Here is a 26,142-nt window from a genome sequence, read left to right as displayed (position 1 = left end):
TATTGATAATAAGAAGATTATAGGGTAAGTAGGTGGTTACCCGAAGTTACCCAAACTTACCTTCAAAACAGTAGCTGGGTAAGTAAAAGGTAAGTAGGTACTTACCTGGTAAAGCATTCAAGCTAAGCAATTTAAAAGCCAGGGTAAGCTAGGTAGGCGAAAATCAAGTAAAAAAGTTTCAAACACGTTGAATTGGCCTTAATGGTTTATTAATCAATGACTTAATGCCGCAAAAAGAAAAAGATGATTTCAAACCCACAACTCAGCCAGGCTAAAGCGGTTCCTATTGCTAGCTACCTCGAAGAGCAAGGCTATCTACCAGAAAGACAGGTTGGCCCGGAGCTGCTCTACAAAAGCCCCTTACGCGTAGAAAATACCCCTTCGTTTTACGTACACCTGACCAGAAACGTATTTAAAGACTTTGGTTCAGACAATCATAAGGGGGATGTTATCAAGCTTTGTCAGCTCCTCGAAGGTTGCTCATTTGCGGATGCGGTGACCCGGCTTTTATCGGGTAGCTATCAGGCCCCTTGCTTTTCTTTTAGCGGCTCTTTAGTTAAAGAGGAAAAGCAAAGCTCGATGCATCTGACAGCGATCAAACCCTTAACACATGCAGCCCTACTAGCCTACACGCAAAGCCGGGGTATCCCTTTAAGTGTTGCCCAAACGTATCTAAAGCAGGTTCACTACGAGCGATCCGGTAAGAGCTATTTCGCTTTAGGGTTTGCTAACGATGCAGGTGGTTATGCTCTTCGCAATGGAGCCGGATTTAAAGGCCAAACCATGCCCGCAGGTATCTCTACCATTCTGGGACAAGATCCTAGCTCGGTGTGTCTGTTTGAGGGCTTCTTTGACTTTCTATCAGCTCTAGTCTATTACCAAAAAAAAACACCCCGCTTTACTTGTATCATCTTGAATTCAACGGCTCAACTCTCGAAAGCTATTCCGGCCCTAAAAGCCTACCGCTCGGTTCACTGCTTTTTAGATCGGGATGCCGCTGGAAGAAAAGCAGTCACCCAGCTTGAAGAGAAGGGGTTGACAGTACAAGACCAATCTAGCCTTTATGACGGCTACAATGATTTCAATGAATTTCTCACTTTAAATCCCCAATGAACAATGAAAGAACCCGACCTCATTCAACGCATTGAAGACGAACTTTTAGAGGGCGAATTAGTGCCCAAGCGAGTCTTAGAAACATTAGCCTACCAGGTAGCCACAGGTAGCGTATTCATAGGAGCGTTAGTGCCTTCGATGTACGCCAAAGAGCTAAATCAGTATGTGGAGCGAGACGAGCTAAAATGGAAATTTCCAAAAATTGCCGCTTCGCTCGAATTGCTCAAAAAAGCAGGCTACTGGTAAAAAGTTTACTGACTAAATACGAAAAATAAGCGTAATTTACTGACTATCAGTTAGTTATAAAAGTTGCACTCTTTTTCAGCACGAAAACTGTTTAAGTATCTAATAATCAATGTTTTACATTTTTGAAAATATAAAAAAAGTGTAAAAATCTCTCTTCGAACCCCGCCCTATCACGAATTGGAAATTTCCAAAAACGTGCTGGCCGAATATATGAATCGCCTTTTATTGTTAGCCTTTTTGCTCAACAATTTGCTAAGAGGTGGCGGGGTCTCATTTGTCTCAAATTTTTTCAAACATTCCATTTTACCATTTTTTCAAACATGAAATTTCTCATTTTAAGTACTGGCCCCGTTTCTAAATTCTTAACTGACGCGATCACTTCCGCTGGTCATACCTTCGATGCATACGACCCCCGCGACATGTACCTATACATCTCTGAGATTGACCGGGGCTATGATCGGGTGTACATCGGTGACCCGAGCCTGGACGAGCCGAAGCGAATCATGGGTAAGCACTATGATGCTATCATTTCCCGGATCGGCAAAGACCTGCCTTTAGCAGTAAGTATCTTACGGCATCTAACCATGAACTTAGGCATCTATTGCCCACAATCCTCACTAGGTATTCAAATTGCTCATGACAAGCTATTTACGTCTCAAATGCTGAGCTACGAAGGGGTTAAGACTCCTATGACCGTTTTTTCTTGCCGACCGAATCACGTTAGTTTCTTTGTTGATAAGCTAGGGGGATTGCCCATCGTTGTTAAGCAACTTACGGGCTCACAGGGTACAGGCGTATCAATCCTAGAGACTCCACTTAGTACTAATACCACTTTAGAGAGCTTGCACCGGGCAGGCGTTCCCGTCAAGCTTCAACGATTCATTAAGTCGCAAGGACAACAAATAGAAGACTTCAGGGCCATTGTAGTAGGAGGTAAAGTGGTATCAGCCATGCGTAGAACAGCTCCACAAGGAGATTTTAGAGCTAATCTTTCTAGAGGTGGATCAGGTATAGGAGTTAAATTATACGATTATGAGATAGAAATGGCAATCGCTGCCTCCAAAGCTCTTATGCTAGATTTTGCTGGCGTAGATATTATGCGTTCAAATCCAAAGCAGAAAGAAAGCTATGTGACTGAAGTAAACGGTAATCCAGGCACAGGGATTATAAATATTACCAAGCACAATTACTTTAAAGACTTAATTGCATATACAGAAATCAGAGCAAAAAATAAACATAACAGTATAAAACAGGAAAATAACATTACAGAATCAAAAGCTGTAGATGTAGTAGATGAAAGAACTCAATTAGCAATGTTAGAAGCTAAAATTGCAAGCTTAGAAGGCACTAGAAAAGGTATAACTCCGCAAGAATTTGCAACATGGACTATACTTAAGAAAAAGTTTAGATTTTAAATAGTTAAACATTGAGGATTAGGCTATACACTAATCCTCAATGTTTATATTACTAGTGAGAGAATTAAAGATCCCTATTCCTTATATACATGTGCAAAAACACCGGATAAATAAAAATGTAATTCCGCTAGAAATTCTTCTCCTTCAATAAAACTGTCTTTATATGAAGTTTTAGTTATTCTATAAGAGCCAGATTGGCCTCTGATTTTAAAGTTGAAATAATTTTTGTTTTTTATAATATAGCCTGTATATATTTTTGCCTGTCCGTCAGAATCAAACCAAACTTGTTTAAACTCAGGGTTTTGATAATGAAAATCACTTCTAATAACTTGTAAATATTTGTTTCCCTCTGAAAAATATCCATCGTAATAATTTGCTACGTAATTTAAATAGTTATACCGAAGTTTATTTATTTTATTAGAATTTAAAAACCTTTTAGATAATTGATAAAATTTAGTTCTAATATTGGCATTATGTAAATTTTTGCCATATATTTTAAATAAAAACGAAGCAATATCATCTTCATCTTTGTAATTTTCTATCTCATTAAAATATGCTTCAGCCTTAGTAAAATTTTCATTCTGCATATAAAAATTGTATAATAATACACATACATATGGTCTTAGATTAGTTTTATTATAATATAATTCTTCTAAATCTTTTAAATATGTTAATGAATCACCATTTCCTTGTTGATCGTTTGAGTAAGAAAGTTGTAGGTCAACAATCCTTCCTCTATTTTCAGAAACTGTTGTTAGACCTGTATTAAGTAATTCTTCAATTTTAACTTTAGTTCTAATTTCTTCTACATCGCTAAGATTAATATGTTTCAATTTCCATAGTAACAGTGTGATGTAATCCGTATAGCTGTAAGATGAACTTGGATCTAATTGTAATTTAAGCAAAAAAAGATCTTCAGCTTCATCTAGGTATGTTAACGTCCTGTCTAATTCTTTTTCTGATTTATAATAATTTTTTGATAAATAAAAATTCAAAACTCCTCTTTTATGTATAAACCTACTGTCTCTAGATTTTCTTATAGGTAATTTTGTTTCTGCATATTGTAAAAGTTCTATGCCACGTTCCAAGTCTCTTACATTATCTCTATGTTGCAAATTATTTGAATAATTTAATAAAAAAAATGCGTCATCTTGTAAGACCGTATAAGCACTATCATATAATTTATTTATTTGAAAATCATCAAAATCACCGCTATCTCTTAATGATTTCATCAAATCTATCGTCAATCTACATGACTTATAGCCTGTATTTAATTTTCTTGTAATTGTCAAGTAATAGTTAAAGAGCTTAGAATTGTCTTTAATGATTAAATTTGTTAATTGCTCAGCAATGATTTTGTGTTTTGTTCTAAAATATATGTCTGGCTCAGTTCCTATAGAATCAACGTTCTCATGTATTAAAATACCTTTACCTTCTACTTTAAGTACTTTTTCAGTGAACTCACTCCAATCATCAGCAATAATGTTTTTTAATAATCCTGAAGGCATAGATAAGCCAAAACGATGAAGTAATGCTGTATAAATAAAGGCCTCTTTACCTTTGTGCGATAGTTGACTATACGCACTTCTTAAATCTTGACTATGCTTCCCATTTGTTATAAGATCTAATAAGGAAATAAAAGTATCTCCATCAAATTCATTTAAAACCTTAACCTTTAGTAATTCTTTTTCATTAAAGTCTCTATATGAAATTAGTTCATTTTCTTTTAATCTTTCTAAAAGCTGGTTTACTTCGTTCTCTTCAAGCGGAGAATCAATATTGATTTCAGGGGTGTTAGTTCCATTAATACTTGATCTGTGCTTTTTTAAAATATTTTCTCTAATTGATGATAAAAAGCAAATATTTTTATCTGGAATTTGTTCGAAAGATATTTCATTCCTCAAATTTAGTATACTCTTGTAGTAAGAATCAACTTCTAAATCAGAACAATAGAATATAATATGTTTAGTTGGTAAAGACTTAATAAGATCTATAGCAAGCTCCTTTCTGAAGTTTTCTATATCTGAAATTTCAAAAGCGATGACATCCTTATCAGAGTTATTGATTAGATCATTAATAACTCTATAAATAAAAGTAGTCTTTCCGGTGCCGAAACTACCAGTCAGATATATAAAGGGTATCATTACATTTATATTATTAATACTCTTCCAAATCTCATTAATAGTTTCTTCTACTTTAGCTTTCCTTAATATATCATGACCTTTCCTGATGTTATTGAAATTAGGTTCTTCACCTAAATAAAATTCTTTCTCTTCAATATTTTCTCCTTCATAAGCATTTCCAATCTGCGTTATTATACCCTTTAAGTTGCTGCTTAGTTTGGGATTTAGTTTTATTGGTTCATTTTTTTTATTACTTATTTTTAAATTTCTACTAGCAGGTTTGCTTGCATATTTTTCTAATTCCCATTCTTTGTATGAATTGAAAAAATCTAAAGCAGTCAGTTTAATAGTGCATATTTTATTTTCTTCTAGAAAGCCAAGTCGATAGTCATCCTCTTGAATAGAAGGATCTATGTTATACATTATTTTTCTATTTCTATAGTTATAGCTATCAAATTTACCTAATAAAATTTCAGCTAAAGGATCACTATAAGAATATCCTACTGATAAAAAGTTGATTTGTGGCGATAAACTTTTCAGCTCATTTAAAACCTTTTTATAAAATCCATTTGCTTTTCTAAAATCATCGCTTGAAAATACAAATTTGTATTTTCCCATATCAGACATACAGCCATTGAGCTTTGCATATTTAACTACATTTCTGTTCGCATGCCCTTCATATTCTCTGGAATTTCTAACAGGTAATAACTCAAAAGCTTTCTCAGATGTGTTTTTTATATCGTCATAAGCTTTTTCAAGTAGTAGATCATAATTTGTAGTAATAATTAATCTCCAGTTAATTGATAGAATAGTTTTATGTATATCATTATAATGCAATTTTTCTAAAATCCCTTTAACAAACAGATCAAAGTCACGCCTTTCAAAATTTGGATTAGATGAAAGCGTGTCTACAAATTTTACTATATCGTTGATGTCACTATCTATGCCTAAAATATTTTTATAATATTCTATTATCTCTTTGCTTAAATATTTTTTATCAGTTATGGATGCCCCTGCCCCTAAGAACAATATAGTATTTCCACTATATAACTTTTCAAATAAATCATTAAGTTTATCTCTATCTTTATTTAACGGGTCTAAAAGGTGAATTGAGGTAGGCATAGGTTTAAAATTTAGAGAGATTAGATAATGTTTTGATAAAATTTTAGGAAAGTATCAGATATGATTTAATTTAATATGAAATAATATTGTAATTACTAAGAATGCTATTGACATTCTCAATAATAAGAAATGCGTAAAAAATAATTGAAATTCAACTTGAGTATCCTAGATAAGACTTAATTATTTCAGTTAATAACCCCCCAGCAACATTTATAGCTATATCCCAAGAACCATCTAATGATTTTCCTAGCATCTTATGAACCCACTTGTTGGTTTTATGACCGAGTAGGGTTGTATTAGAATCATTATCTTCATCTATTATATCTACTAATTCATTAATATCTCCATCTGAAATATCTAACTTACTTAATTCATTTCTTAAATATTTAGTGTCTTTTATATTTATTGAATTATTAAACGTATTATTATTTCCATGGTTTATATTATTTTGTAAAGTATTTATAGTGTAATTTATGGGAGATTGTGAGTTGCTATTTGTTTTATTATAAAATTCCGAGTACTTTATTTTAGATAAAGCTTTAAATCCTGAATCATTTATTTCGAAAAAGTAAACTGAACCTCCTTGAGTAAGTACAGTTTTATCTTTAATAAAGTCCGTTGCTTTTATAGTTCTATAAATTCTAAAAAGATCTTTATCAGAATGCAAAATGTTGTTTTTTCTTAAGAATTCGTCTAATACTAAACCATAGTTAGATACTTTTAATTCTTCAAATATTAAATCTACTATATCTTCATCGCTTAACTTCTCAGAATATTTGTACTTTGAGTATGAACCATAAGTTTTGTAAATGTTTCTTCCATATTTATTTACTGAAAAAATTAAATCTTGACCATCCTTTGTATTAATTAATTTTATTTCAAATAATTCACTTTCTTCTATTTCATCTATTAGATTAATAATTTCTTCTTTTGGCAGAACTATTGACTTTGCTCTTAAATGTGCACTTAATACCTGTCTACTAGTTATTCCATTATCTATAAGCTCTTTTAATATCTCATCTACTATAGCAGAGTGGGTCATAGGAATGAAAATTAAGATGAATGAATCTGTAAATTATCCAAATCTATATATATATTTTAATTAAAGTATGCCTATAATCTAAATAGAAAAAATTAGTGGCACGGGGTAAAAAGCAATTGAGCCTAATTATCTGATATTCAGATAATTAGGCTCAATTTGCAGAGGGTGAGGAGCCCTGAGGGTAATATGTAACTTATTGGAAACGACCAAGTTAGGTTTAATACCTAACGGGGGTGCCTGTAACTATGCCAGTAGAGAGGCCAAAAAAATTTGGAAAACCTACTGGTAAGCGGTCGAACAGGTCACCCTCAAACTTTCCCAGATCGCCCCCATTGAGGAGCCTCTTTTGCAGTTCTACGGTGTACCGCAAATCATTGATTGTGTCATTTTGCATTTTGATTTTATCCCGAAGCTCATTCTCTACGTCGGCACCGCCATCGGCAGAAACATTTGTCATTGGTTGAAACATTTCTCCTATACCACGGATAAACCAAAGGGGGTTTATTTCAGGGTATTTTTCAAGAATTAATTCTAAAATGTCAAAACCTGGCTTACTTCTTCCGTCAGTAACATTTGCAATGGTAGAATGCGGCTTGCCTATACTTTTTGCAAATGAACTAGGGTTCATTTTTAAGGTTTTGATAAGCTCCTGCATTCTTTGGTTAACTGTTGTCATAGTTCACTTTTTTAAATGAGTGTATTTTGTTTAAAATGTAGCCTAAATGAAGTAGAAATTTTTTAAATTAAAATCACTGAAATTCAGCATATTATAAAATAAATAGCCATAATTTAAAAAATATCATACTTAAAACTTGCTATAAAGGAAATTATAGAATTACCTTCGTGTAGAAATCAAGCAGAAATACAGCCGATTTATAGCTTAAATATAGCATAATGAAGGTAGAAAATTCAAGTTTAGAGTAAGTGAGTGGCGAAATTTGCGTTTGCCCGGTCGCTGAAGCTGACAAGAAAAATGCCTTTAAAGCCGTCCTATGCAGGTTTCTTATTAAAGATGAAGTTTGCCTTGAGTTTATACTGAGTAGAATTTCATCCAACCTTAAATATCCCATTGAAAACGGTTACGTATAGTTATAGCCGTTAAGAACTATATTCTTTAAATTATGGAAAAAATGATTCAACGTTTAAACACCATTGCTGAAGCCTGGAAAGGAAACCGGATTTCAGAAAAGCAGAAAATCGCTATTCTGAAGAAATACCGGGCCAAATTTGGTATTAGCAGACACACTGCAAATAACACTGTAAACGGCAACGGTAAACGAAGCCCTACTGCCGTAGACGTCAAGGAATTAATATTTCTTGAAAAAGAACTTTCGACGGTCATAAAGGAGAATAAAGCCCTTGAAAATGAGCCGTCTGTACTTGAAACCCTGCTAAATGACTAATGGAAAAATACATTACTCTGGTATTTCTCGCCATGTGGTTTATATCGTTGAAAGGAGATTCAAAAGCCCCGCTTAAATGAGTCCGGCCTTCTACCTGACCAGCTTTATTTTTATCCTGGTTGTCCTGCCCTACGTATTTCGGCCTAAACATTCAGATACGTACCGAAAGAATTAAGTTTTAACCCCATTCCATCAGAAAAATGCTTTTCCCCCTCTTTGTCGCCCTACCAGGCTAACAGGTAACTATTTGCCTAGAAAAACAGAATTATACCGGCCACGTCAAAAACGCATCAGCCACTGACATCACCGGAACCGGAGCCAAAACCTGCTATATCGTGAATGTCTCCGGGTATGAAATCGAAGTTTCAGAAAACCAAATTCAGCCCAACTATGAAAGCCTCACGTAAAAGAAAACCAGTGCATTACGCCGATATGAAGGGCATGGTTCACCAAATCAATTTAGCCCCTTTGAGCCTGGAAGAACTCGAAAAAGTCCTGGATGCCAGAGGATCGGCTTCACTGACTTACCGCCAGGTAGTAACCGGAATCAAGCAGGTTCAGCTCGAAAAGACTAAACATGAAAGAGGCTCTGCTTTATACGTCAAATACTCCGTCATGGAGCTGATTCTTTCAGACCGTAAACTTCAAATGATTATTGGACTACAAAAATTTCATCGACTTCTCCATGCAACTATCTGAATTAACAAGCTTCGTCCAAATCGGAGGCGTTTCACTTATGACTACTCCGAAGCTTATGGAAGGCAAAGAAATGATTAATACCAAAGTCACTTTCCTGCAAACCAGAAATAAGCCTTTAATGGATTTTCAAGCGAATGAGCTTGATTTTCTCCTACGAGTTCTCAGTGCAGTTCAGCAAGAACTCGACAGCCGTAAACCTTTTCTGCAATAGTGGCACCGATCCGTATTTATGAGTAAGTATAAGTTTCGTTACGAAAAGAACAAGAAGAAGGGAACCTGCCCCGCCTGCGGGAAACCTGGCGTATTTCGGTATTATGAAGATTTACAAGGCAACCGATTAAATGAGGATTGGGGCAGATGTGACCGGGAAGGCAAGTGCGGTTACCAGGCGACTCCCAGCGGGGTAGTATTTGAAGCTGACCCGAACTACATTCCACCACCGGAGCCGGTTGTGGTCTTTCCAGAAGGCACTACGCTGGAAGTTATAACTAAAAGCTTAGTAGATTTAAAATCTAACTTTCACGAGTTCGCTAGAAAGACGCTGCACATTACCGACGAACACCTGCAAAAATGGCTGGTAGGCACCAATAAGAAGGGAATGACGGGTTTCATAATGAAGAACGCCCAGGGCAACATTATGAACGTCAAATGGATTCGCTATAACCCAAACGGCAAACGCGGCCACGATGAAAACGACGAGTATAGTCTGAAGCAATTACCCGTAGATTCTGGCTTTAAATACGCTCAGTGCCTCTATGGTGAGCATTTACTGCCGGAGGATAAAAGTATTCCCGTGATCGTCGTAGAAAGTGAAAAAACGGCGGTTATCGCTTCATTCTTTTACCCTGCCTTTACCTGGATCGGCTGCGGTTCCTGTAATGGTCTGACCGAGGCAAAAATTAAGGTTTTAGAGGGTCGCCGGGTCTACTGGCTGGCCGATGCTGACAAGGCGGGGCGGGAAACCAATAGCAGCCTTAAAAACCTGTATAAACACCAGATCAAGCACAAGCTGGTAGATCTTTTTCCCGACCGCAACGACGGCTGGGACATTGCCGACGCTATTGTGGCTGGAATTCGCCCGGAGCTAAAGCTGGCCTGCGATGATGCCCAGTGGGTGAGTCTGAAGAAACCGGAGCCAAAGCCTGAAATTGTTCTTGATCCAGAGGAGCAGGCCCGGATTACCAAAGAGAAAGAAGATGCTTTTAAAGCTCTTCAGGAGGAAATGAGGGCTACGGTGATCTATCACCCGCACAGCTACGAAATAGAGGTAAGAGCAGGCAAAGCTTTTGACCGAGTGGCCGAAGATTTCCTGCTGTACATCAAGTACAAAACGGAAGACGAATACGAGCAAATTACGTGGATTCTGGAGCTGAAGACGGCCAAAGAAAGCATTTTCGTTGAAGTCGTTCACGAAGATTTTTGCTCAGCCCGGAGGCTCAAAAACCTGGTTGCCACGAAGCGGCTGAGCTTGAAAATAACGGATACGCACCTGGACGAACTGCGAAGCTATCTATTCCGCAAAACGGAGTTCTCGACTGCCTCCAAAGTGCTGCGGTATGGCTACCATGTGCCGAGCGGCGTCTACTTCTTTTCAAACGTGGCTATCGTAGGCGGCCAGCCCGTACAACCGGACGAATTCGGGATTGTCCCAGCGGGCAACGAGTATCTATCTATTCCACAAAGCCAAAAGGCCAAACAACAACGCTACGAGATGACCAAGCTAACTATACCTTTTAACCAGTTCTTTGTCAAATACGCTGAAGCTCACCGCTTTGAGAACGCTTTCGTACCTATATGCTTCTATATCTTCAGTCTGTTTCGTGACTTGGCTTTAAAGAATAAGAACTTTAGCCCGATCCTGTTTTTGAAAGGCGGTGCTGGAACGGGTAAGTCGTCAATGGTTCGGGTATTAACTGCCGCCTTTGGCCGCAAACAGGAAGGGGTCAACCTGAAGAGTAAAAGTACTGAGGTAGCCCTGATTAAATTGATGTCTCAGACGTCTAATATGATGATCTGGTTCGATGAGTTTCATAATGAATTAGGCGGCATAGAAGGGCTTTTGCAGGCGGCATACGATAACGACGGTTATCACCGCTCCAGCGATAATACGAGCAACGAAACCAACGCCGTAGAAATCCATTCAGCCCTGGCATTAACTTCTAACTACAGCCCGGATAATCCAATCTTTTTTAGCCGCTGTATTTTTCAACCGATTACTTCACAAGAGAAAACCGAAGATCAGCGTAAAGCATTCTATCAGCTCGAAGAATGGCAGGAGAAGGGGCTAGCTTGTATGTCCGTTGAGCTTTTAAATTATCGTAAATTCCTGGTTGAAAATGATAATTACGCGACGGCTTACAATGAACTATATTCTTCGTTTAAAAATCATTTTAAAGGTGAGAATTTACCGGAACGTTTGTACGCCAATATGGCCCAAATTATGGCGGCTCCGTTAATCTTTCAAACGCACGGATTGATTCAAATTCTGGAAGTAGAAACGAGAAATGTTAACGAAGTACTGGAGGCATTCGTGGAGATCGGAGCGGCCAGCATTCGACGCCAGCACCGGATTAGTTCCGAAAAATCCGAGCTATCTGCTTTCCTGGAAATCATTCAGACGCTCTACGACGCTGGAGCCATTCAGGAAGAGATTCATTTCAAGATCAACCAGGGTGAGCTTTCCCTATGGTTCCCGCAATTGTACAATTTGTATGCTCCGAGGTATCGACAAATCTATATGAAGGCACCAGCAGACAAGGACACCCTGCAAACCGAACTGGCAACCGCAGTAGGCAAGAACGAGTGGGCCGACATCTGTAAAAGTATCCGATTCCGTAATGATGGGGAAGGTAATGCTATTTCAAAGACTACTCCCAGAAGAGACTGTTGTGCGGTGAGCTACAAGGATTTACAGGTAAAATACGGCTTAGATTTTGAAAGCAGACAGAGCTAAAAAAAAGAATTGAGTTGTAAAAAAAACGAGTTAAAAAAATCGAAACCCCTCTGAAAAACTCACTACATCACTACACTTTACTATAACTATCTGATTATTAATTATTTAAGTCTCTTATAAGTGTAGTAAAAGTGTAGTAAAAGTGTAGTAGTGTAGTTTTTGTAGTAGAGCTTACTACACTTTTACTACACTAAATTTAGAGTAAGTGTCTTGAAATCAATTAGTTACAAAAGTGTAGTAGTGTAGTAATACTACAGGGAGCAAAAACTCAGGAAATTTTTTTTCTACAACTGGATTTTTTTTTGCGAAACGGAAAAGTACAAATGACAAATACTGGCTTTGAAGTAGGAAAATACACCAGGTACAAAGACAAGACAGGTCGGGTTTTCCTGGTGATTGGGCAGACCACCGAATACGATGAGCAGCGAAAGGAGTCCAAAGGCTGGGCAACGATCACGCTCTATAATGTCACTAATCGAAAGATGGAGAATGCGATGCCGTATGACCGCTTTGTTCATTACGTAGCAAACGGAAAATTAACCCGCTTTTCTCCGATGAGTCACCAGCCGTCTAAATTTTAAAAGCTTGTTTAAATGGTTCAAAAACTTGAATTAGAGATACCTGTACATTCTCACTGGATTGAGAAAAACGGGCAAAACTGGCTGGTCATTTCTCCCTGGCGGCAAAACCCAGAAGGGCTACACGAAAAAATAGAAATGCTCTGGATTGAAAGCGAAACCATTCATTGCTGGCAATACGAGTACGTTGCGGGTTTGATCGTGGCAGGCCGTCTCCAGCAAGTCTATAAAACAATTAATTAATTCACCCTTTAAATTCAAATCAAAATGGAAAGAATCAGTAAGTTATCTGTAATTACAACGCAGTTAAAATTCCCTAATAATCAATGTGAACTTGCCTATAATTTGGCTCTTCATGTTATTAGGATATTAGAAATTAGATCGCCTCAAAAGTTTTACGATGAGTACGCGATAGCTTTCGCTCTTAGTAAGATTAATCCCCAAAAAGGCAGTATCTCTTTCGGTTTAAAAAAAGGTTGTCAAAGTATTATTCCTGAACTCTCATACAAGGAAGGGGATAAAGAAACCGTATTTGCTGAAGTCCATGAGATAGGCGAGTACGTAAAGCCTGCCTTTTTTACCGATATGTTTTACAGTCATCCGTACTTAACTATCAAGGTTCTCAATACCCTTATTGAAACCGAGAACTATGACAAGGGTAGCTTTGATATGTACGGCAGTGGCGAGTTCCTTTCTATGGACGTTAAGGACTGCCCAGAATCCAGAGAAATACTTTCTGCACTGATTTCTGATTTTGAAGCCTACGACGCTTACGACAAAGGCCGGTATATGGGGACGCCTGAAGGTTATTTTGGCTTGTGTTCCCTTCAGGAAGTACATGATGAATTTTCACCTTCAGAGGATTGGATTCGTTGGGATGAAGAGTCAGAAAAGTTCGTAGACCTTTCCAGTTTTTAATCAACCTTAGCCCCGCCAGTCGGTGGGGCTAAATCCCTCCCTAAAATGAACAATCCTGGCTTATCCGTAGGTTTCAAATTCTTATCCAAATGGTTTAAATGTCTGGAAGTTGAAGTTCTGGAAATTCAAGAGGATCAAAATATTCTGAACGTAAAAATTACCCGAAGCCCGGAGCATTGGCATGAGGAACAATGGAACCTGGCACATACCCGTGCAGGCTTTGCTCAGGGAGATTATAAAGCACTTGAATATGATAATAAATAAAGTGGAAGGCTGGTACCGGATCAAAGTGTATGGTACTTGGAAAATTGGCTTCAGGGACGACTGGGGTAATTACTGGCTCCCGTTTATGCAAGCCGGGCCATTTCGAGAAACGGATGTAGGTTTTGAAGTACACCCGGAGCCAATAAACCCAGAACCAAGCCATAAATGAAAGCAGCCGTTTTAACTCTGGTAACCGTTGCCCAGGGCGGCGGAATCTGGTACCTTGTAAGAACCGTATTTTCTCATGCTCACCATACCCTTGAGAGAAACAAAAAAAGCCTTAAAAATGAACGAATTAATAGCACCCGCCGAACTCCAAAGAAAAAGCTTTAGTCCGGTGGATGAATATGCAAATCGCTCATGGCCTTCTGGTCAAATCTCACCTGAGAGGCCCATTAGGGCTGGAGGTAGAGAAAGCCAGAAAGAAAGCCCTGGAAGGGTTGCCTAAAGAGGAATTAAGACCGATTGAGTTGACCAGTACTATTCTGGAGAAACTGGTATTAAAGTTGATTCGGTGCAAGGACGTAGCCACACTGGAGCAGGCGGTTTCCTACTGCGAAAGTCTCCTGGTTGGAGAAGTGTTAGTTGTCCAGGACGATGAGACGCTGAAACGTAACGTATAATGCCAATCGACCGGAAACAGTACCATCCTAAATGGTCATTAATTACGCGGTTGATCCGAGCTAGGGCAGGCAATAGTTGCGAGGGTTGCGGGGTCAAAAACGATACGCTGGTAGAACGCGGGAAGGGTAAAGAAAAAGGAACTTTCCGCTATGCTACTGGCTGCGAAATTATCAACTATCACAATTTGCGACTGGAGGGCAAAAAGTACTGGGATAGCCTCAAAGAACTGGGTTTGACCAGAATTAGCCTTAGTGTGGCTCACCTGGACAGAAACCGCGAAAACAACCGCTTTACTAACTTCAAATGCCTTTGCCAGTGCTGCCATTTAAACTACGACCGGGCATATAACAACTGGCTAAAGGAATACGGGAAAAACGAATCCACTCTTTCAATTTTTAACTAATCAAATGATCCTTATTATAGCAGGAGCTGTAGTTACCGTACTCTGGGTAACTAGCTATTTCGTTGACTTTTCGGAAATTTTTAGCCAGAAAGGAGGGCAAAAATGAAAATGATTAGCACCGACCGCCGACCCCCTCAAGAGGAACTTTGGTGTATCGTCTTTGTCCCAGGCTATACGGAAAGCGGCTTTGAAGTCGCCGAGTATCGAGGTGGATTTTGGCACTCGCAAAACGGATCAATCATAACGGCCAGTGTAGAAAGCTGGATGTACACCGACTTTATAAACACCCCTCACTAATGACCGTAGAACAAATAGATTCCATATTTACCGGGCTTACCAATTTGGTAATAATAGGAGGGGGATTATATATAATTTTCCGAGCATTACGACACATGGCCCGAAATTGAAAGTTTAACGCCCAGCCCGCAAAGCTGGGCGTTTTTGCGTCCTATCGGGGAGCCTTTTAAGGGGTGAGTTTTGCAACGAAATCAAAACACAAATTTTTCAAATGGCACAAAACGAAAGCAATTCAAAATCTGAAGGCATTGGCCTGTTAGGACTGGTATTCATTGTCTTTTTAGTTCTGAAATTAACCAGCGTTATCACCTGGAGCTGGTGGTGGATTACAGCCCCACTTTGGGGGCCAATCGCTCTGGTAGCCGCTGGCTTCATCCTCTTTGTTATTTATCAATTCATTAAACACAGCGGTCAGAAATGAGAAAATTCTTAGAAAAGGTTTTTTCCACATTCGGCTGGTATCCAGTCTCCGACCGTCACCACCGGCAAACTATTGAAAAGATTTCTGTTCTCCAGAAGGTTGTCAATACTCACCCTGTATCGACTCACGAAGTACATAAGGCCGCGAACAGAAAGATGCTGGAGCTAATCGAAGGAATGAACTAATCCGGCAACGCCCGGCCCTGGAGCTGGGCGTTTTCTCACCTTAACACCCGATAGGGGAGGGGCTAATTCCCTGATAATGTTTGCGACTTTACTCAACTGGCTAGTAATGGCCGTCATCACTCACACCTTGTTAAAATTCTTAAAAATAGCCTGGCAGTTCATCAACTTGAACAAATGGCGGTTCGTGGCTGAAGTCGTAGTTGCTGTTATTTCCTACGGCGTCGGCTACGGGATCAACCAACTTACCAACCAGGCAACCCTGCAAGCCTGCCAGGATGAACGAACGGAACTACTCCGGCAGAACGCTGATAAAATAGCCGCTCAGGAGGCCGTCAAATACGCGGGAATTATTGCCGGGCTACAAACGAAAATCACTGAAGCCAATGAAAAATACCTACTTCAGAAACAGCAGAATGCTTCTGATAGTATTCAGCACCTTACTGAGCTGGAGGCTGTCCGGGCAATCAATCGTTACATCACCGGACAGCAGTCAGGAAATACGGGAATACGTCCGAAACGCTAACGCCATTCTGGACTCCCTGAACCGTTACGAGTTTACCAAAGCCCGGTATAGTAACCTTTTGAATCAGTACGCCCAGGCCCAGCAGGCCCAGCTCACATTGCTGGTTCGCATTGAAGAGCTGGAACGGCAGAATCAGCAGCTCAGTAAAGCTTTGACCAAAGCCGAAACCCAGCTTATTGAAGAGATCAAAAAGAAGCGAGCGAAAGCCTGGGAAAATTGGTTCTGGCGGGCTTTATCAGCGGGCCTGATCTATTCCCTAACCAGGCATTAAACCCGTCCTTTCTATGGCCTGCCAGGCCCGCCAACTTTGGCAAAAAGAAATGACGAAAAAAGTTATTAAACGCCGAACGGTATTTAATGAAATTCATCAGGATACCGTAGGCGGCAAGCCCCACACCTTTTCAATTCAGTACCGGAAAAAAAAGACGGGGGAGCTGGGCTTTAAAGCAAAGGTTTCTAAAAGCCTTCAGCGACTGCCTGGAGCCTCCGGATTCCGGCAAAATGTAAGTTTAAACCATATCCTTTTGTTACACGATCACGAGACGAACAGCCCCTTTGAAGTCCTCATTGATTTGCTGGTAGAATACAACGGGATGATTATCGACCACACGATTTAAGTATGTATCATTTATCCAGTAATATGTTCATGGTCGAAGCCAAAGGGGGCGGGGCTTTCGTAGAGATGACCGGCAGACGGGACGCCTCCTACGGGGTTACTTCGACTTTTCAGGCACAAAGCGACTATTTACCACACGTACGCTGGGGAGCGGCTGACAATCAGCCGAACACGATCAGCAAATTAATTGAGCGAAATAACCAGGTAGGCGGGCAATTAGAAGCCGTTCGGGACATGATTTTACGGCTCAGGTCTCGCTTTTTTCAAACGTGAAGTTGAAGATGGCAAAATCAAAACCGTTCCTTTTTTTGACTCCAAACTGGAAGACTGGGCCGAAGCGACCGAATTGCCCGCTTTTGCTATCGCTAGTATTACCCAGTTTGTCCACAATGCAAACTGTTTTACTCAGCTAGCCTATAACCCTCTGGAGCATTGGCATGAGCTGAAGGTTTCCGACAGCTTTACGACGCGAATCGCTCGACCTGGCCGTAACGGTATCGACGAGTATCATATCAACCCTTATTTCGGAGAAGGTACCTTTTACGATAAAACCGAAACCCGAAAATTCAAAGCATTTGACCACCGGGTTCCGGCTCTGGAGCAGCCCACGGTAACCATGCTGCACAGTCGTATCGTGAAGCCAGGTAACCCCTTTTATTCCTGCCCTAGCTGGTGGGCCACTGAAGATTGGATTGAGCTGGCTAACCTGATTCCCTTATTCCATAAGTCCGGGCTTAAAAACGGGTATAATATCAAATACCTCATTAAAATGCCTCAGGACTACTTTAACAAGGAAGGGGAGCGGACGCTGGAACCAAGCCAGGTACGCCAACGCTGGGAGCAGTGGGGAGATAACCTTTCCAAGTGGATGAGCGGCCATAACAACGTCAATAAGTCGCTTATCATTAAGTACGTCAGGGGCCAGGACGGTAAAATGGCCGATAATATCGACGTCATACCCCTAAAGAATGAAATGAGCGACGACGCTTATTCTAAGGTTTGGGAAATGTCGAATTTATCCATCGCTAACAGTATGGGCATTCTGCCCACGCTGGCCGGTGTTTCGCCAGGTAAAGGAAACGATTCGGGTAGCCAGATTCGAGTCATGGCCGACTATCAGCAGCATTTTCGTACGTCTGTCCCCAGAGAAATGATTATTGCCCCGATCCGGCACGCTGTCCGTGCAATGGGTTACCGCGATGTCATTCCCATGTTTAAGGATGTTCAGATTACTACACTGGATGCAAACCCGAACGGTAAACAGGCTACTCTAAACACTGGTGCAGCATGATCTTAACGCAACCCATTTTTAAAGCCCGGATTGGTGGCGTTCAGACCAAACTTGACTTTGCCACGGTAGAACCCTTCTGCCTGGCCGCTGAGCGAAGTTTTCGGGATCGGATTGGTTTAGAGTTATTCCGTTACCTGGAAGCCCTAGACGACATCAATGCTGAAGTTTACCAGCTCCGGGTACTAGCCGAAGGAGCTTTGGCCTGGTCGGCTCTTATCAAGGCTTTACCGTTCCTGAAAATCCGGATTGGTGATTTAGGGATGATGAAAGGAAGCCCGAATAATAGCCTGGCCGTAACCAAGTGGGAATACATCGACACCACCGACGCGGCAGAACGCGAAGCAAACGACTGGTTAGAGGATTTCTTTCAGGAGCTGGAAGTACAACGCCCGGCAGTTTGGACGGCTTCAACGGCCTACAAACGCCGCCAGCGGCACTTCATCCGATCTACTGACGAAATGGCCCAGTACGTTAGCCTGGGCGGCGGTCGCAATAATCGGTTTTTCGACCAGCTCGTTCCCTACATCCGGAGGGCAGAAGAGCTGTACGTGCTGCCGATCCTGACCGAATCCGATTTTGAAGAGTTGCGGGATAAATGGCAAGACCCCGCTGCCGTCTGGAGTAAGGAGGAAAAAAAGGTTCTGGAGCTGATTCAGCAGGTCGTCGCCCCAATGGCCTACTTTGAAGCCTTCCCGTATCTACCCCTCCAGGTCGATTATAAAAGCTTTTCCAGCCCCCGCTCCAAAGACGGAGCCGTGGAAGAGCGGGAACCCGACCCCGACGACGTAAACACGCTGAAACGTCAATTTTTTAAAGACGGCGAGCTGTACACGGCCAAGCTAAAAAAGAAGCTGCACCAGATAGCCAGCCCCGAATTATTCCCAGGGTATTACGAGGCGTTTTTGAAAGCAGCCCCCGCCGAAAAACCCGAAGATTATACCGATAGTCCACACGTAATTTTATAACCCCCATGCAAGACCACATTCTAACTGAAGAGCAGAAACTGGAGCAAGACCTGGAGAAAATTCAGGCTCGAAAGGCCGAGCTGGCCGAAGAACGCCAGCGGGCGGCTGATGCCGAACGTACCAAGCAATTAGGCGTTCATGCCAACCTGGTACAAGACGCTCAGAATTTGCGAGCTGAAGCGGCCCAGGCTCCAGATGAAAAGACAAAATTGCTACTGTTAACCCAAGCTGCCGACATTCAGGCTGAAGCTAACCGGCTGGCTGTCGAGCTGGGTCTGATGAAGCCCGACGAGCTGGAAGAAAAGCCCGGTTTTTCGATTCCTGAAAAAGCGAAGCCTTTTATCTGGCTGGGTAGTATCGCGGCTCTGTTAACGTATCTGTACGTTAAATTCTTTGGCCTCAAAGATGCGATTGACCTCAATAATACGAAAGTTGACCCCTTTAGCCAGGTACGCCCCTATGGGTTAGATTCTATCCAGAAACTCACCTTTGAAAAGTTTACGCTGGGTATTGATGCCGTTTCTGTTTTCATTTTACTGGGCGTTTTTGCTCCAGTGTTGCTCTGGTACTTCTTACCGTTCGGCTCCAAAATCAATTTTCAAACTGAATTCAAAAACGAGCTGACACCGTGGCAACGAATTATAGTAAGCGTATTGTTGGTACTGGGCTTATTCTTGCTTGTGGGCTTATCGCACTCAGTCAAAGCGTAAAGCCAGCCAAGCCGCCCAAAACCGAAGATTTAGAGGAAAAATGGCGTCAGGTCTGGTTTGATTCCGCAAATGCTGAAACCTGGGTAAAGGAGAAAACCAACCGAAACGACCACCCCCGAATCCGCGAGTATAACCGCTTTGCACACGTACCCCTGAATAGTCCTTATTGTGCCTCCGGATTATACTTTACTGCCCGAAAGGCGGGGCTTGACTTCGAGATTAAAAGCCCCGCTGCCGTTCGCTCCTGGTTTGCCGATAAGAGTAAAGTTATTTACGATCATCGCCAGCCAGGGCGGTTTCAAGCCACCCCCCGGCGTATGGATGTGGTTTGGTTATACCAGAGCCACATCGAGGCCATCGCTGACCAGAGCATTCCCCGCGACATCGAGGACGACGACGTAATTAATACCGTGGCTTTTAATTCCAGAGGGAGCAACGTAAAAGAGGGGGTTTATCATCCCATGCGTCGCCGCTGGCGGGATGTAAAGCTAGTGGCTAACCATGTGACCCCCTGGGTCAAAAAGAAAGAAGCAGACAAAACCAAAAGCAAATGATAAAGGCACTTTTCAGGCAGGAAACCCTGGTATTTCTGGGTATTGGTCTGGTATCCATACTTATCTCCGGGCTGATTACCTTTCTAATACTGGATTATTGGAAAGGGGAAACCATCGAATTCTCAGGCCGGTGCATTGACCATCACTACGTACCGAGCCGAACGGAACCCAGAACGCGGATAGTCAAATATGGGAAATCAACTCATGTTGAGTTTTATACGGTTCACTACTCTGAGAAATTTATACTAACGGTAGCCTGCCCGGAAGGGCCGAAAGACATCGAGGTAAGGCATAATTTATACGCCCATTACCAGGACGGAAAGCCCGTGCCGGTACGTCGAATAATCGGCTATTACTCCAAAAGCTACCTTGCAACCTGGATTGAATAAATCCCTTTTTTATTGCTCCCATGATCGAACTTTCCTTTGAAGGGGAAGCCAAACAATTACCGGAAAACTGGCAGGAGGTAAAGCCCCACCTACTGCCAGTTTACTTAAAAAAGTTGTTTGTTGAACCCGAAACCCAGCAAACCTACCACGAATTGCTCCGGCTCAGTTTGGGCTACTCATCCCGCCGCTGGAGACGATTTTGTAAAGTCTATTTTTCGGACAAGCTAAGCGAAGAAACCCACGAGCATAACGCGGAAATTCTCCAGTTTTTACTGGGCAGGATTGCCTGGATGTGGTCGGAACCCATGAAGGTAAAACCCTTTGATTTTGTGCGGATTAATGGCGAGATCCATTTACTGCCAGATCCGTTACTCAAAACGCTTACCTACGGCGAATTAACCGACGCTTACATTCACATGGTCGCCTACGTAAAGCAGCTCGAAAAAGGCGACAAACGGCTGAATTTACTCCTGGCTACGATTTGCAGGCCCAAACCCACAGACTACGCCTACCAGGAGCGTTTCGACTGGAACGGCGACGAGCGGGAACCCTACAACGAGCATATAGCTGAGAAACGGGCCGAAGCCTGGGAAGCGGTCAGTTTTGAAAAGAAAATCCCCATTTTACTGTACTTCGTTTCAGTCCTTAAAGAGCTGATGGAAACCTACCAAATTTACGACACCGAAGCAGAAACGGAGGGCGAAGAAGAGTACCCCGGCCAGGGCTTTATTAAAAACCAGCATTTGCTGGCTGAAAAGCAAATTTTCGGAACGATGAAGCAAACCCGCCAGGCTAACGCTCACGACGTCTTGCTATTTCTGGAGGAATCTAAAAAAGACGAAGATTTTCAAGAGAAATGCCGATTAGAGGCGGAAAAACACGCAAAACGATGAAAGCACCCCTTTATAGTTACGACCTAGAATTTACGGCTCAGCAGGCCCAGCTAATGCAGCAAGTTAGCGGCCAGAAATTGACTCGAGCAATTATTGAATTTTGCGTGAAGGAATGCAAGAAAAAAGGCGTTAAAGCCTCCGTAAAGGCATTTTTGAGGGCTAAGAAGAAAAACGAAAACGGAATTATTAAGCTTCAGGCGGGAGACGTCCGGATTCGGTACCGAGTAAAGGAGGTCGCCTAAATGAAAACACCAACAGAGCGTTTTTGGGGCTATCTGGAGCCAACGCTGAAAAGCATCGAGGACGTCGTGTACGTGCAGCTTTCCGACGGCGATAGAATCGACCGTTTGCTGGCTGATTCCCAAAGTCAGGACGTTTACCCCGGTGTATTCGTTATCCGGCCTAAATACGGCGGTATTAACGAGAATTCGGGAACCCTTTGGCACCTATTCCATACGACCGCTTATGTACTGGTCAAGGCCAGTTTGAGCAGTTACGAAGACCAGGACGAAGCCTATGCTCAGGCTGAAGTCATCGCCACCAAAATGTCAAATAAAATCTTTCAGGATTCTTTGGAGTCCAAAGTATATTTTGATTTTAACAGCTATACGGCTGAGCCGGTGGAATACCTTACGACAGATGCCGCCTGGGGGTATGAAATTAAATTTAAATTCGGGCTACCCGTTAATGATCTATACTACCCATGAAAGTAAAGAAAGTTGTATTCTGGATACTGGCGTTTTTTTACCTGCCTTTTGTCTTTATGTTTTATGTAGGCTCTGACATTTACCGGCTCCGGAAAAAAACTACCTGTATTCTCAAAACTCGAATGATTTTTCAGGATGTGTACGGTAAGGTATTTCCTAAATAAACGCTAAAAAGCTCCGACCTACTGGCCGGAGCTTTTGCTTTATTATCGTCCTTTCTTGCTGTCACTAAACGGTTCACTTTTGTCCTAAACAGTTATTGATATGGATGTACTTAGTGAACAGCTTGTGTTTCTGCCGGTAAAATTCAGCCGGAATGAGCTAACTTATACCATCGACGCGGCAGACCCTAGCCTTTCGAGCCGCGTCGATTTAAAATACTTTCTGGAAATTTTGACGCCTGAGTTCCCGCTTTCTCCGGCGTTCGTAGCCCTGCACCGAAGCGAGGGCCGCGAGCGTCCGGTGGGTACTTCCGGCAGCTCGACGCTCTACGAGGGAGCCGATTTTTCCTACAACGACAAAGGCGGCAAATTAGACGGAAAGTTAAGCCTGGTTAAGCCCGAATTTCGGCAGCGTACCATGCGGCAGTCCGTGACGCAAACGATGCCTTTCAAGCTCCGGGAAATCGTGACTGGAGGCGTCGAGACCGACAAAACCGGGCCGACGCAGTGGATTGCTAAAAGCGGCCTGGCCCCGGAGCATTTCCCAGGCTATCAGGATGAATTCTTTTCCCGCTTTCAAACCCAGAAACGCCAGTTTTTAACCTGGCAACCGACGTTTAAAACTGTAGGGCTCAGCGAAGAAATTTACCTTTCGTTTATGCTCAACGTTTTTCCGGTACCGGCTACGCTGAAGCTCAGACTCCAATGCGTGCTATCCAACGGGAATACGTTGCCTGTAGCCACCATTTCGGAGCTTTCGGGCCTGAATCAATACGGCGTAGCGATTTGCCCGGTAGGGCCAGCCGTGCTGGATTTACCGACAGATTGGGCCAGCTACCAGGTTTGGCTTTCAGATGAAGCGAACGAGCGAATTTCTGAAGTGAGAACATATACCCTGGATACGGCCTACCAACCGTACGAGCGGTACATTTTGTACTCTAATTCCCTGGGCGGCTGGGACACTTTGCGGCTCACCGGCGAAGCCAGCGAAAAGCTCCGGGTGAGCCAGGTCACGGCGGAACGCTCGAAAAAATCTTCTGAATCCATTGACCGCCCGGAGCAGCTAGTGGTTTCCACGGAAGGGGAGCGGGAACTGAGCTTTTCGACTGGCTATTTTCAGCGGGATTCTCAGTATTGGCTTTCCTACCTGGACGAGCTGATGCTTTCGGAAGAAATCTACCTGGTCAGCGATCAGGGCCATGAACCCCTCCAGCGGGTTACCTCTGAGCTGACCAGCCACCAGGATAATGTCTACCTGGTGGCCCGGAATTTCACGTTTACCAAGCAGGCGAAAGTTTCCAATTTCTCCAGTCTGCCCGCCAACGTTCCCAGTAAACGAGCCACGGCCTGGGCAGGTCAGAATTACACCCACGTACTCGACAAATTCGGTAAACGTACGGGGCTAATGCTGGCGACCCGTTTACGGAAAGTGTACGCCGACGACTCAACCGACGTAAAGCCGCTGACGTTGAAACCCAATACGCCTGGAGATCCGGACTATCAAAAGCCCATTTTTTCGCCTGAAGTGCAGGTTGGTTTTACGCCGTATCCTTCCAAAGCCATTAGCCGCATAAACGTCGTTTAGTAACCGGACGTGCGGAATCGGCTACTATGGAGGCCCGGCCCTGGTGGTCATCGAGGCGGGAGCCTACGGCGGCGAAACGGAAGGGAACGGCGATGCTCTGGCCGAAGCTGATTTTGAAAGCAGGAATACCCAGGCGTACGCCGATCAGTACGGCGTTTGTGACAACAGCCCCCAGAATTATGCCTACGACGTACCAGCGGGCTTGTGGCACTACCGAGCGAACCGGCCAGGCGTCACACTGATTTGCGATAACGGGATTAATCCAGTTCAGGGCAACGCCTGGTTTTTGAATGGTAATAATCCTTACAAGTATCCGGCCTGGTCAAATGATCTGAATTTCCCGACCGGCACAAGCTGGCGATTTGGTTTTTATCACGAGTTACCGATAACGGTTAAGATTTACGTGAACGGTACGCTCGTTTCTACCACGACCCAAACGCCCAACCCAGAAAGCTATTCCCAGTATGTTTTTACCGGCACTCTCCAAAGTACAGACCGGGTTTATATCGAACGCTTAGACAGCTAAATGAATTACGAAATTCGCATCAACGGCGAGCCGGTGGATCTTCCACCGGCTGCGACCGTCAAATTAGATTATCAAAGCCCCTTTTGGCTTTACGATACCATTCCCGGCAGTCAGGACAGTTTGCCCGCTTTTCCCCCTACGGATCGAAACAAACGCATTTTTAACTACTTCCACGAACCCCAGGCGGGAGCGGGGATCAAAGAATTTGAATGCCAGCAGTTCTACGGCGGGGAGCTAATGAAAGAGGGCTATTTTCTGTTAACTGAAGCCGACGCCGTAACGGGCTTTAAAGGCGTTTTTTCTGACCTACTGGGCCAGTTTTTCGGGGACTTTCAAAAGGTTCTTCTTTCGGAGCTAGAGCTGGGAACGCTGCCGCTGAGTCTATCGGCGACCGGCGTTTTAGATAACGGCCAGCTTGCCTACGTTTTGCCGACCGTGATTAACCCGGATTTCTACGGCGGGAATAATCCGGCAGGCTTTGAGGGGCGAATGAACGAGTACAAAAACGGCGGCTATATCACCACGTCGCCCGCCGTGCCGATGTTCCTGGTTTCGTACGTACTAGAGAAAATCGCTCAACTCACCGGCGTAACCCTGGAGGGGGAATTTTTCAGCCACCCCATTTGGAGCCGCTTAGTGCTGTACAATGCCAGGGCGACCGACCAAGCGACCGGCGTTCTGATTTCGGGACACCTGCCGGAGCTGACGGTGGAGAGTTTCTTTCTGGAGCTGCGAAAAATCCCTAATTTGGCCTACGTGTTTAATTCTGTTAAAAAGTCGCTCAGAATTGATTTCTGGGAGAAAAAACTGGCATTGCCCGTCGAAAAAGACTGGAGTGGTAAAGCCGTGAAAGCAGAAAGCAAGACTGCCGAGCGAAACGCCCGGCTCCATTTAGCCTTTGAGCTGGATAGTAACGACGCTCTTCAGAAGGATAAACCCGCCGACGTGGCCGACTACTTTAGCCCCCTTTTGCCAGACGACGGCAGAAACGGCCTGGCAAAGCTGAGCTGTAAGTTTTCTACGCTCCTGGTCGATGCTGAAACCGGCCTGGCTACCACCCGCCAGAAGGGGAATACGAGCCAGTACGGCCAGGGTTCAGAAAAGACTAGCCCCCGGCTTTTATTCTGGCATGGCCTGGTGAATGCTCGCCCACTGGCTCTGCCTAGCTACGGCGATGTTTCGCTGTACTGGCAGGGCGAGAACGGGCTGGCGGAAAAGAGCTGGCGTAAAACCGAAGCCCTCCGGCGAAATTGGTTTTACCTGAAGAAAGATTTTGCCCTGAACGAAACTGACCTGGCTCAGCTTGACTTTTCCCGAAAAATCCACCTGGACGGGATGAATTATTACCTAGTATCCCTTTCGACCAATTTGCCCATAAAAGCTCCAGTTTCGGCTTTATTGGTATCTTGTTAAGTT

General features: G+C 42.9%; 32 protein-coding genes. 29 read left to right on the top strand and 3 right to left on the bottom strand.

Going from position 1 to position 26,142, the window contains the following annotated elements:
* Positions 1-243: 243 nt before the first annotated feature.
* The 3 genes from QE390_RS01050 to QE390_RS01040 all read left to right on the top strand — a co-directional run bounded on the left by QE390_RS01050 (position 244) and on the right by QE390_RS01040 (position 2,774).
* Positions 244-1,113 carry a toprim domain-containing protein gene (locus QE390_RS01050; protein WP_307140745.1) on the top strand — a complete coding sequence of 290 codons (870 nt, stop codon included), beginning with the start codon at positions 244-246 and terminating at the stop codon, positions 1,111-1,113.
* Positions 1,114-1,116: 3 nt separating this feature from the next.
* On the top strand, positions 1,117-1,359 hold the full coding sequence (locus tag QE390_RS01045) for a hypothetical protein (protein ID WP_307140744.1): 243 nt from the start codon (positions 1,117-1,119) through the stop codon (positions 1,357-1,359).
* Positions 1,360-1,679: 320 nt separating this feature from the next.
* Positions 1,680-2,774 carry a RimK family alpha-L-glutamate ligase gene (locus QE390_RS01040; RefSeq protein WP_307140743.1) on the top strand — a complete coding sequence of 365 codons (1,095 nt, stop codon included), beginning with the start codon at positions 1,680-1,682 and terminating at the stop codon, positions 2,772-2,774.
* 74 nt (positions 2,775-2,848) lie between these two features.
* Here QE390_RS01040 and QE390_RS01035 read toward each other — a convergent pair whose 3' ends face one another.
* The 3 genes from QE390_RS01035 to QE390_RS01025 form a co-directional block, all read right to left on the bottom strand.
* Complete coding sequence (locus QE390_RS01035) at positions 2,849-6,019, bottom strand: SIR2 family protein (protein WP_307140742.1); 3,171 nt, start codon at positions 6,017-6,019, stop codon at positions 2,849-2,851.
* A gap of 151 nt (positions 6,020-6,170) precedes the next feature.
* Positions 6,171-7,061 (bottom strand): hypothetical protein, encoded by an 891-nt coding sequence (locus QE390_RS01030; protein WP_307140741.1) that lies wholly within the window; start codon positions 7,059-7,061, stop codon positions 6,171-6,173.
* 217 nt (positions 7,062-7,278) lie between these two features.
* Positions 7,279-7,737 carry a helix-turn-helix transcriptional regulator gene (locus tag QE390_RS01025; RefSeq protein ID WP_307140740.1) on the bottom strand — a complete coding sequence of 153 codons (459 nt, stop codon included), beginning with the start codon at positions 7,735-7,737 and terminating at the stop codon, positions 7,279-7,281.
* A 454-nt stretch (positions 7,738-8,191) separates the two neighbouring features.
* Between QE390_RS01025 and QE390_RS01020 the strand changes: the two genes are divergently transcribed.
* The 26 genes from QE390_RS01020 (at position 8,192) to QE390_RS00895 (ending at position 26,139) form a co-directional block, all read left to right on the top strand.
* The gene (locus QE390_RS01020) at positions 8,192-8,464 is read left to right on the top strand and encodes a hypothetical protein (RefSeq protein ID WP_307140739.1); all 273 of its coding nucleotides are present in this window, start codon (positions 8,192-8,194) and stop codon (positions 8,462-8,464) included.
* Positions 8,465-8,854: 390 nt separating this feature from the next.
* Positions 8,855-9,163, top strand: a complete 309-nt coding sequence (locus tag QE390_RS01015) for a hypothetical protein (RefSeq protein WP_307140738.1) — start codon at positions 8,855-8,857, stop codon at positions 9,161-9,163.
* Positions 9,164-9,200: 37 nt separating this feature from the next.
* On the top strand, positions 9,201-9,374 hold the full coding sequence (locus tag QE390_RS01010) for a hypothetical protein (RefSeq protein ID WP_307140737.1): 174 nt from the start codon (positions 9,201-9,203) through the stop codon (positions 9,372-9,374).
* An 18-nt stretch (positions 9,375-9,392) separates the two neighbouring features.
* A complete protein-coding gene (locus QE390_RS01005; protein ID WP_307140736.1) occupies positions 9,393-12,116 on the top strand; it encodes a DUF6371 domain-containing protein in 2,724 nt (907 codons plus the stop codon).
* A gap of 323 nt (positions 12,117-12,439) precedes the next feature.
* Positions 12,440-12,697 (top strand): hypothetical protein, encoded by a 258-nt coding sequence (locus QE390_RS01000; protein WP_307140735.1) that lies wholly within the window; start codon positions 12,440-12,442, stop codon positions 12,695-12,697.
* Between the two features lie 12 nt (positions 12,698-12,709).
* On the top strand, positions 12,710-12,937 hold the full coding sequence (locus tag QE390_RS00995) for a hypothetical protein (RefSeq protein WP_307140734.1): 228 nt from the start codon (positions 12,710-12,712) through the stop codon (positions 12,935-12,937).
* 24 nt (positions 12,938-12,961) lie between these two features.
* Positions 12,962-13,612: a hypothetical protein gene (locus QE390_RS00990; RefSeq protein ID WP_307140733.1), complete on the top strand. Its 651-nt coding sequence runs from the start codon at positions 12,962-12,964 to the stop codon at positions 13,610-13,612.
* A 45-nt stretch (positions 13,613-13,657) separates the two neighbouring features.
* Positions 13,658-13,876: a hypothetical protein gene (locus QE390_RS00985; protein ID WP_307140732.1), complete on the top strand. Its 219-nt coding sequence runs from the start codon at positions 13,658-13,660 to the stop codon at positions 13,874-13,876.
* 341 nt (positions 13,877-14,217) lie between these two features.
* Positions 14,218-14,499 carry a hypothetical protein gene (locus tag QE390_RS00980; protein ID WP_307140731.1) on the top strand — a complete coding sequence of 94 codons (282 nt, stop codon included), beginning with the start codon at positions 14,218-14,220 and terminating at the stop codon, positions 14,497-14,499.
* Positions 14,499-14,903, top strand: coding sequence for a hypothetical protein (locus QE390_RS00975; protein WP_307140730.1), 405 nt, complete (start codon positions 14,499-14,501; stop codon positions 14,901-14,903). Before QE390_RS00980 ends, QE390_RS00975 begins: the two co-directional genes overlap by 1 nt.
* 508 nt (positions 14,904-15,411) lie before the next feature.
* Positions 15,412-15,621 (top strand): hypothetical protein, encoded by a 210-nt coding sequence (locus tag QE390_RS00970; protein ID WP_307140729.1) that lies wholly within the window; start codon positions 15,412-15,414, stop codon positions 15,619-15,621.
* Positions 15,622-15,882: 261 nt separating this feature from the next.
* Positions 15,883-16,329, top strand: coding sequence for a hypothetical protein (locus QE390_RS00965; RefSeq protein ID WP_307140728.1), 447 nt, complete (start codon positions 15,883-15,885; stop codon positions 16,327-16,329).
* 58 nt (positions 16,330-16,387) lie between these two features.
* Complete coding sequence (locus tag QE390_RS00960) at positions 16,388-16,600, top strand: hypothetical protein (RefSeq protein WP_307140727.1); 213 nt, start codon at positions 16,388-16,390, stop codon at positions 16,598-16,600.
* Between the two features lie 49 nt (positions 16,601-16,649).
* Positions 16,650-16,946 carry a hypothetical protein gene (locus QE390_RS00955; RefSeq protein ID WP_307140726.1) on the top strand — a complete coding sequence of 99 codons (297 nt, stop codon included), beginning with the start codon at positions 16,650-16,652 and terminating at the stop codon, positions 16,944-16,946.
* A 2-nt stretch (positions 16,947-16,948) separates the two neighbouring features.
* Positions 16,949-17,218 carry a hypothetical protein gene (locus QE390_RS00950; RefSeq protein WP_307140725.1) on the top strand — a complete coding sequence of 90 codons (270 nt, stop codon included), beginning with the start codon at positions 16,949-16,951 and terminating at the stop codon, positions 17,216-17,218.
* A 73-nt stretch (positions 17,219-17,291) separates the two neighbouring features.
* Positions 17,292-18,236 (top strand): hypothetical protein, encoded by a 945-nt coding sequence (locus tag QE390_RS00945; RefSeq protein ID WP_307140724.1) that lies wholly within the window; start codon positions 17,292-17,294, stop codon positions 18,234-18,236.
* Positions 18,233-19,201 (top strand): DUF6712 family protein, encoded by a 969-nt coding sequence (locus QE390_RS00940; protein WP_307140723.1) that lies wholly within the window; start codon positions 18,233-18,235, stop codon positions 19,199-19,201. Before QE390_RS00945 ends, QE390_RS00940 begins: the two co-directional genes overlap by 4 nt.
* A 5-nt stretch (positions 19,202-19,206) precedes the next feature.
* The gene (locus QE390_RS00935; protein WP_307140722.1) at positions 19,207-19,911 is read left to right on the top strand and encodes a hypothetical protein; all 705 of its coding nucleotides are present in this window, start codon (positions 19,207-19,209) and stop codon (positions 19,909-19,911) included.
* Positions 19,830-20,465, top strand: a complete 636-nt coding sequence (locus QE390_RS00930) for a hypothetical protein (RefSeq protein WP_307140721.1) — start codon at positions 19,830-19,832, stop codon at positions 20,463-20,465. Before QE390_RS00935 ends, QE390_RS00930 begins: the two co-directional genes overlap by 82 nt.
* Positions 20,462-20,854, top strand: coding sequence for a hypothetical protein (locus tag QE390_RS00925; RefSeq protein ID WP_307140720.1), 393 nt, complete (start codon positions 20,462-20,464; stop codon positions 20,852-20,854). The genes QE390_RS00930 and QE390_RS00925 overlap by 4 nt, the downstream gene beginning before the upstream one ends.
* 20 nt (positions 20,855-20,874) lie before the next feature.
* Positions 20,875-21,747 carry a hypothetical protein gene (locus tag QE390_RS00920; RefSeq protein ID WP_307140719.1) on the top strand — a complete coding sequence of 291 codons (873 nt, stop codon included), beginning with the start codon at positions 20,875-20,877 and terminating at the stop codon, positions 21,745-21,747.
* A complete protein-coding gene (locus QE390_RS00915; RefSeq protein WP_307140718.1) occupies positions 21,744-21,989 on the top strand; it encodes a hypothetical protein in 246 nt (81 codons plus the stop codon). Before QE390_RS00920 ends, QE390_RS00915 begins: the two co-directional genes overlap by 4 nt.
* Positions 21,990-22,454, top strand: coding sequence for a hypothetical protein (locus tag QE390_RS00910; protein ID WP_307140717.1), 465 nt, complete (start codon positions 21,990-21,992; stop codon positions 22,452-22,454).
* A 264-nt stretch (positions 22,455-22,718) separates the two neighbouring features.
* The gene (locus QE390_RS00905) at positions 22,719-24,200 is read left to right on the top strand and encodes a hypothetical protein (protein WP_307140716.1); all 1,482 of its coding nucleotides are present in this window, start codon (positions 22,719-22,721) and stop codon (positions 24,198-24,200) included.
* A 43-nt stretch (positions 24,201-24,243) separates the two neighbouring features.
* The gene (locus tag QE390_RS00900; RefSeq protein ID WP_307140715.1) at positions 24,244-24,726 is read left to right on the top strand and encodes a hypothetical protein; all 483 of its coding nucleotides are present in this window, start codon (positions 24,244-24,246) and stop codon (positions 24,724-24,726) included.
* Positions 24,727-26,139 carry a hypothetical protein gene (locus QE390_RS00895; protein WP_307140714.1) on the top strand — a complete coding sequence of 471 codons (1,413 nt, stop codon included), beginning with the start codon at positions 24,727-24,729 and terminating at the stop codon, positions 26,137-26,139.
* Positions 26,140-26,142 lie beyond the last annotated feature (3 nt).

The organism is Siphonobacter sp. SORGH_AS_1065 (assembly GCF_030818595.1).
Taxonomy (GTDB): Bacteria; Bacteroidota; Bacteroidia; order Cytophagales; family Spirosomataceae; genus Siphonobacter.
Note: the sequence above shows the minus strand (reverse complement) of the source record. Positions and strands in the feature narration are given on the sequence as shown.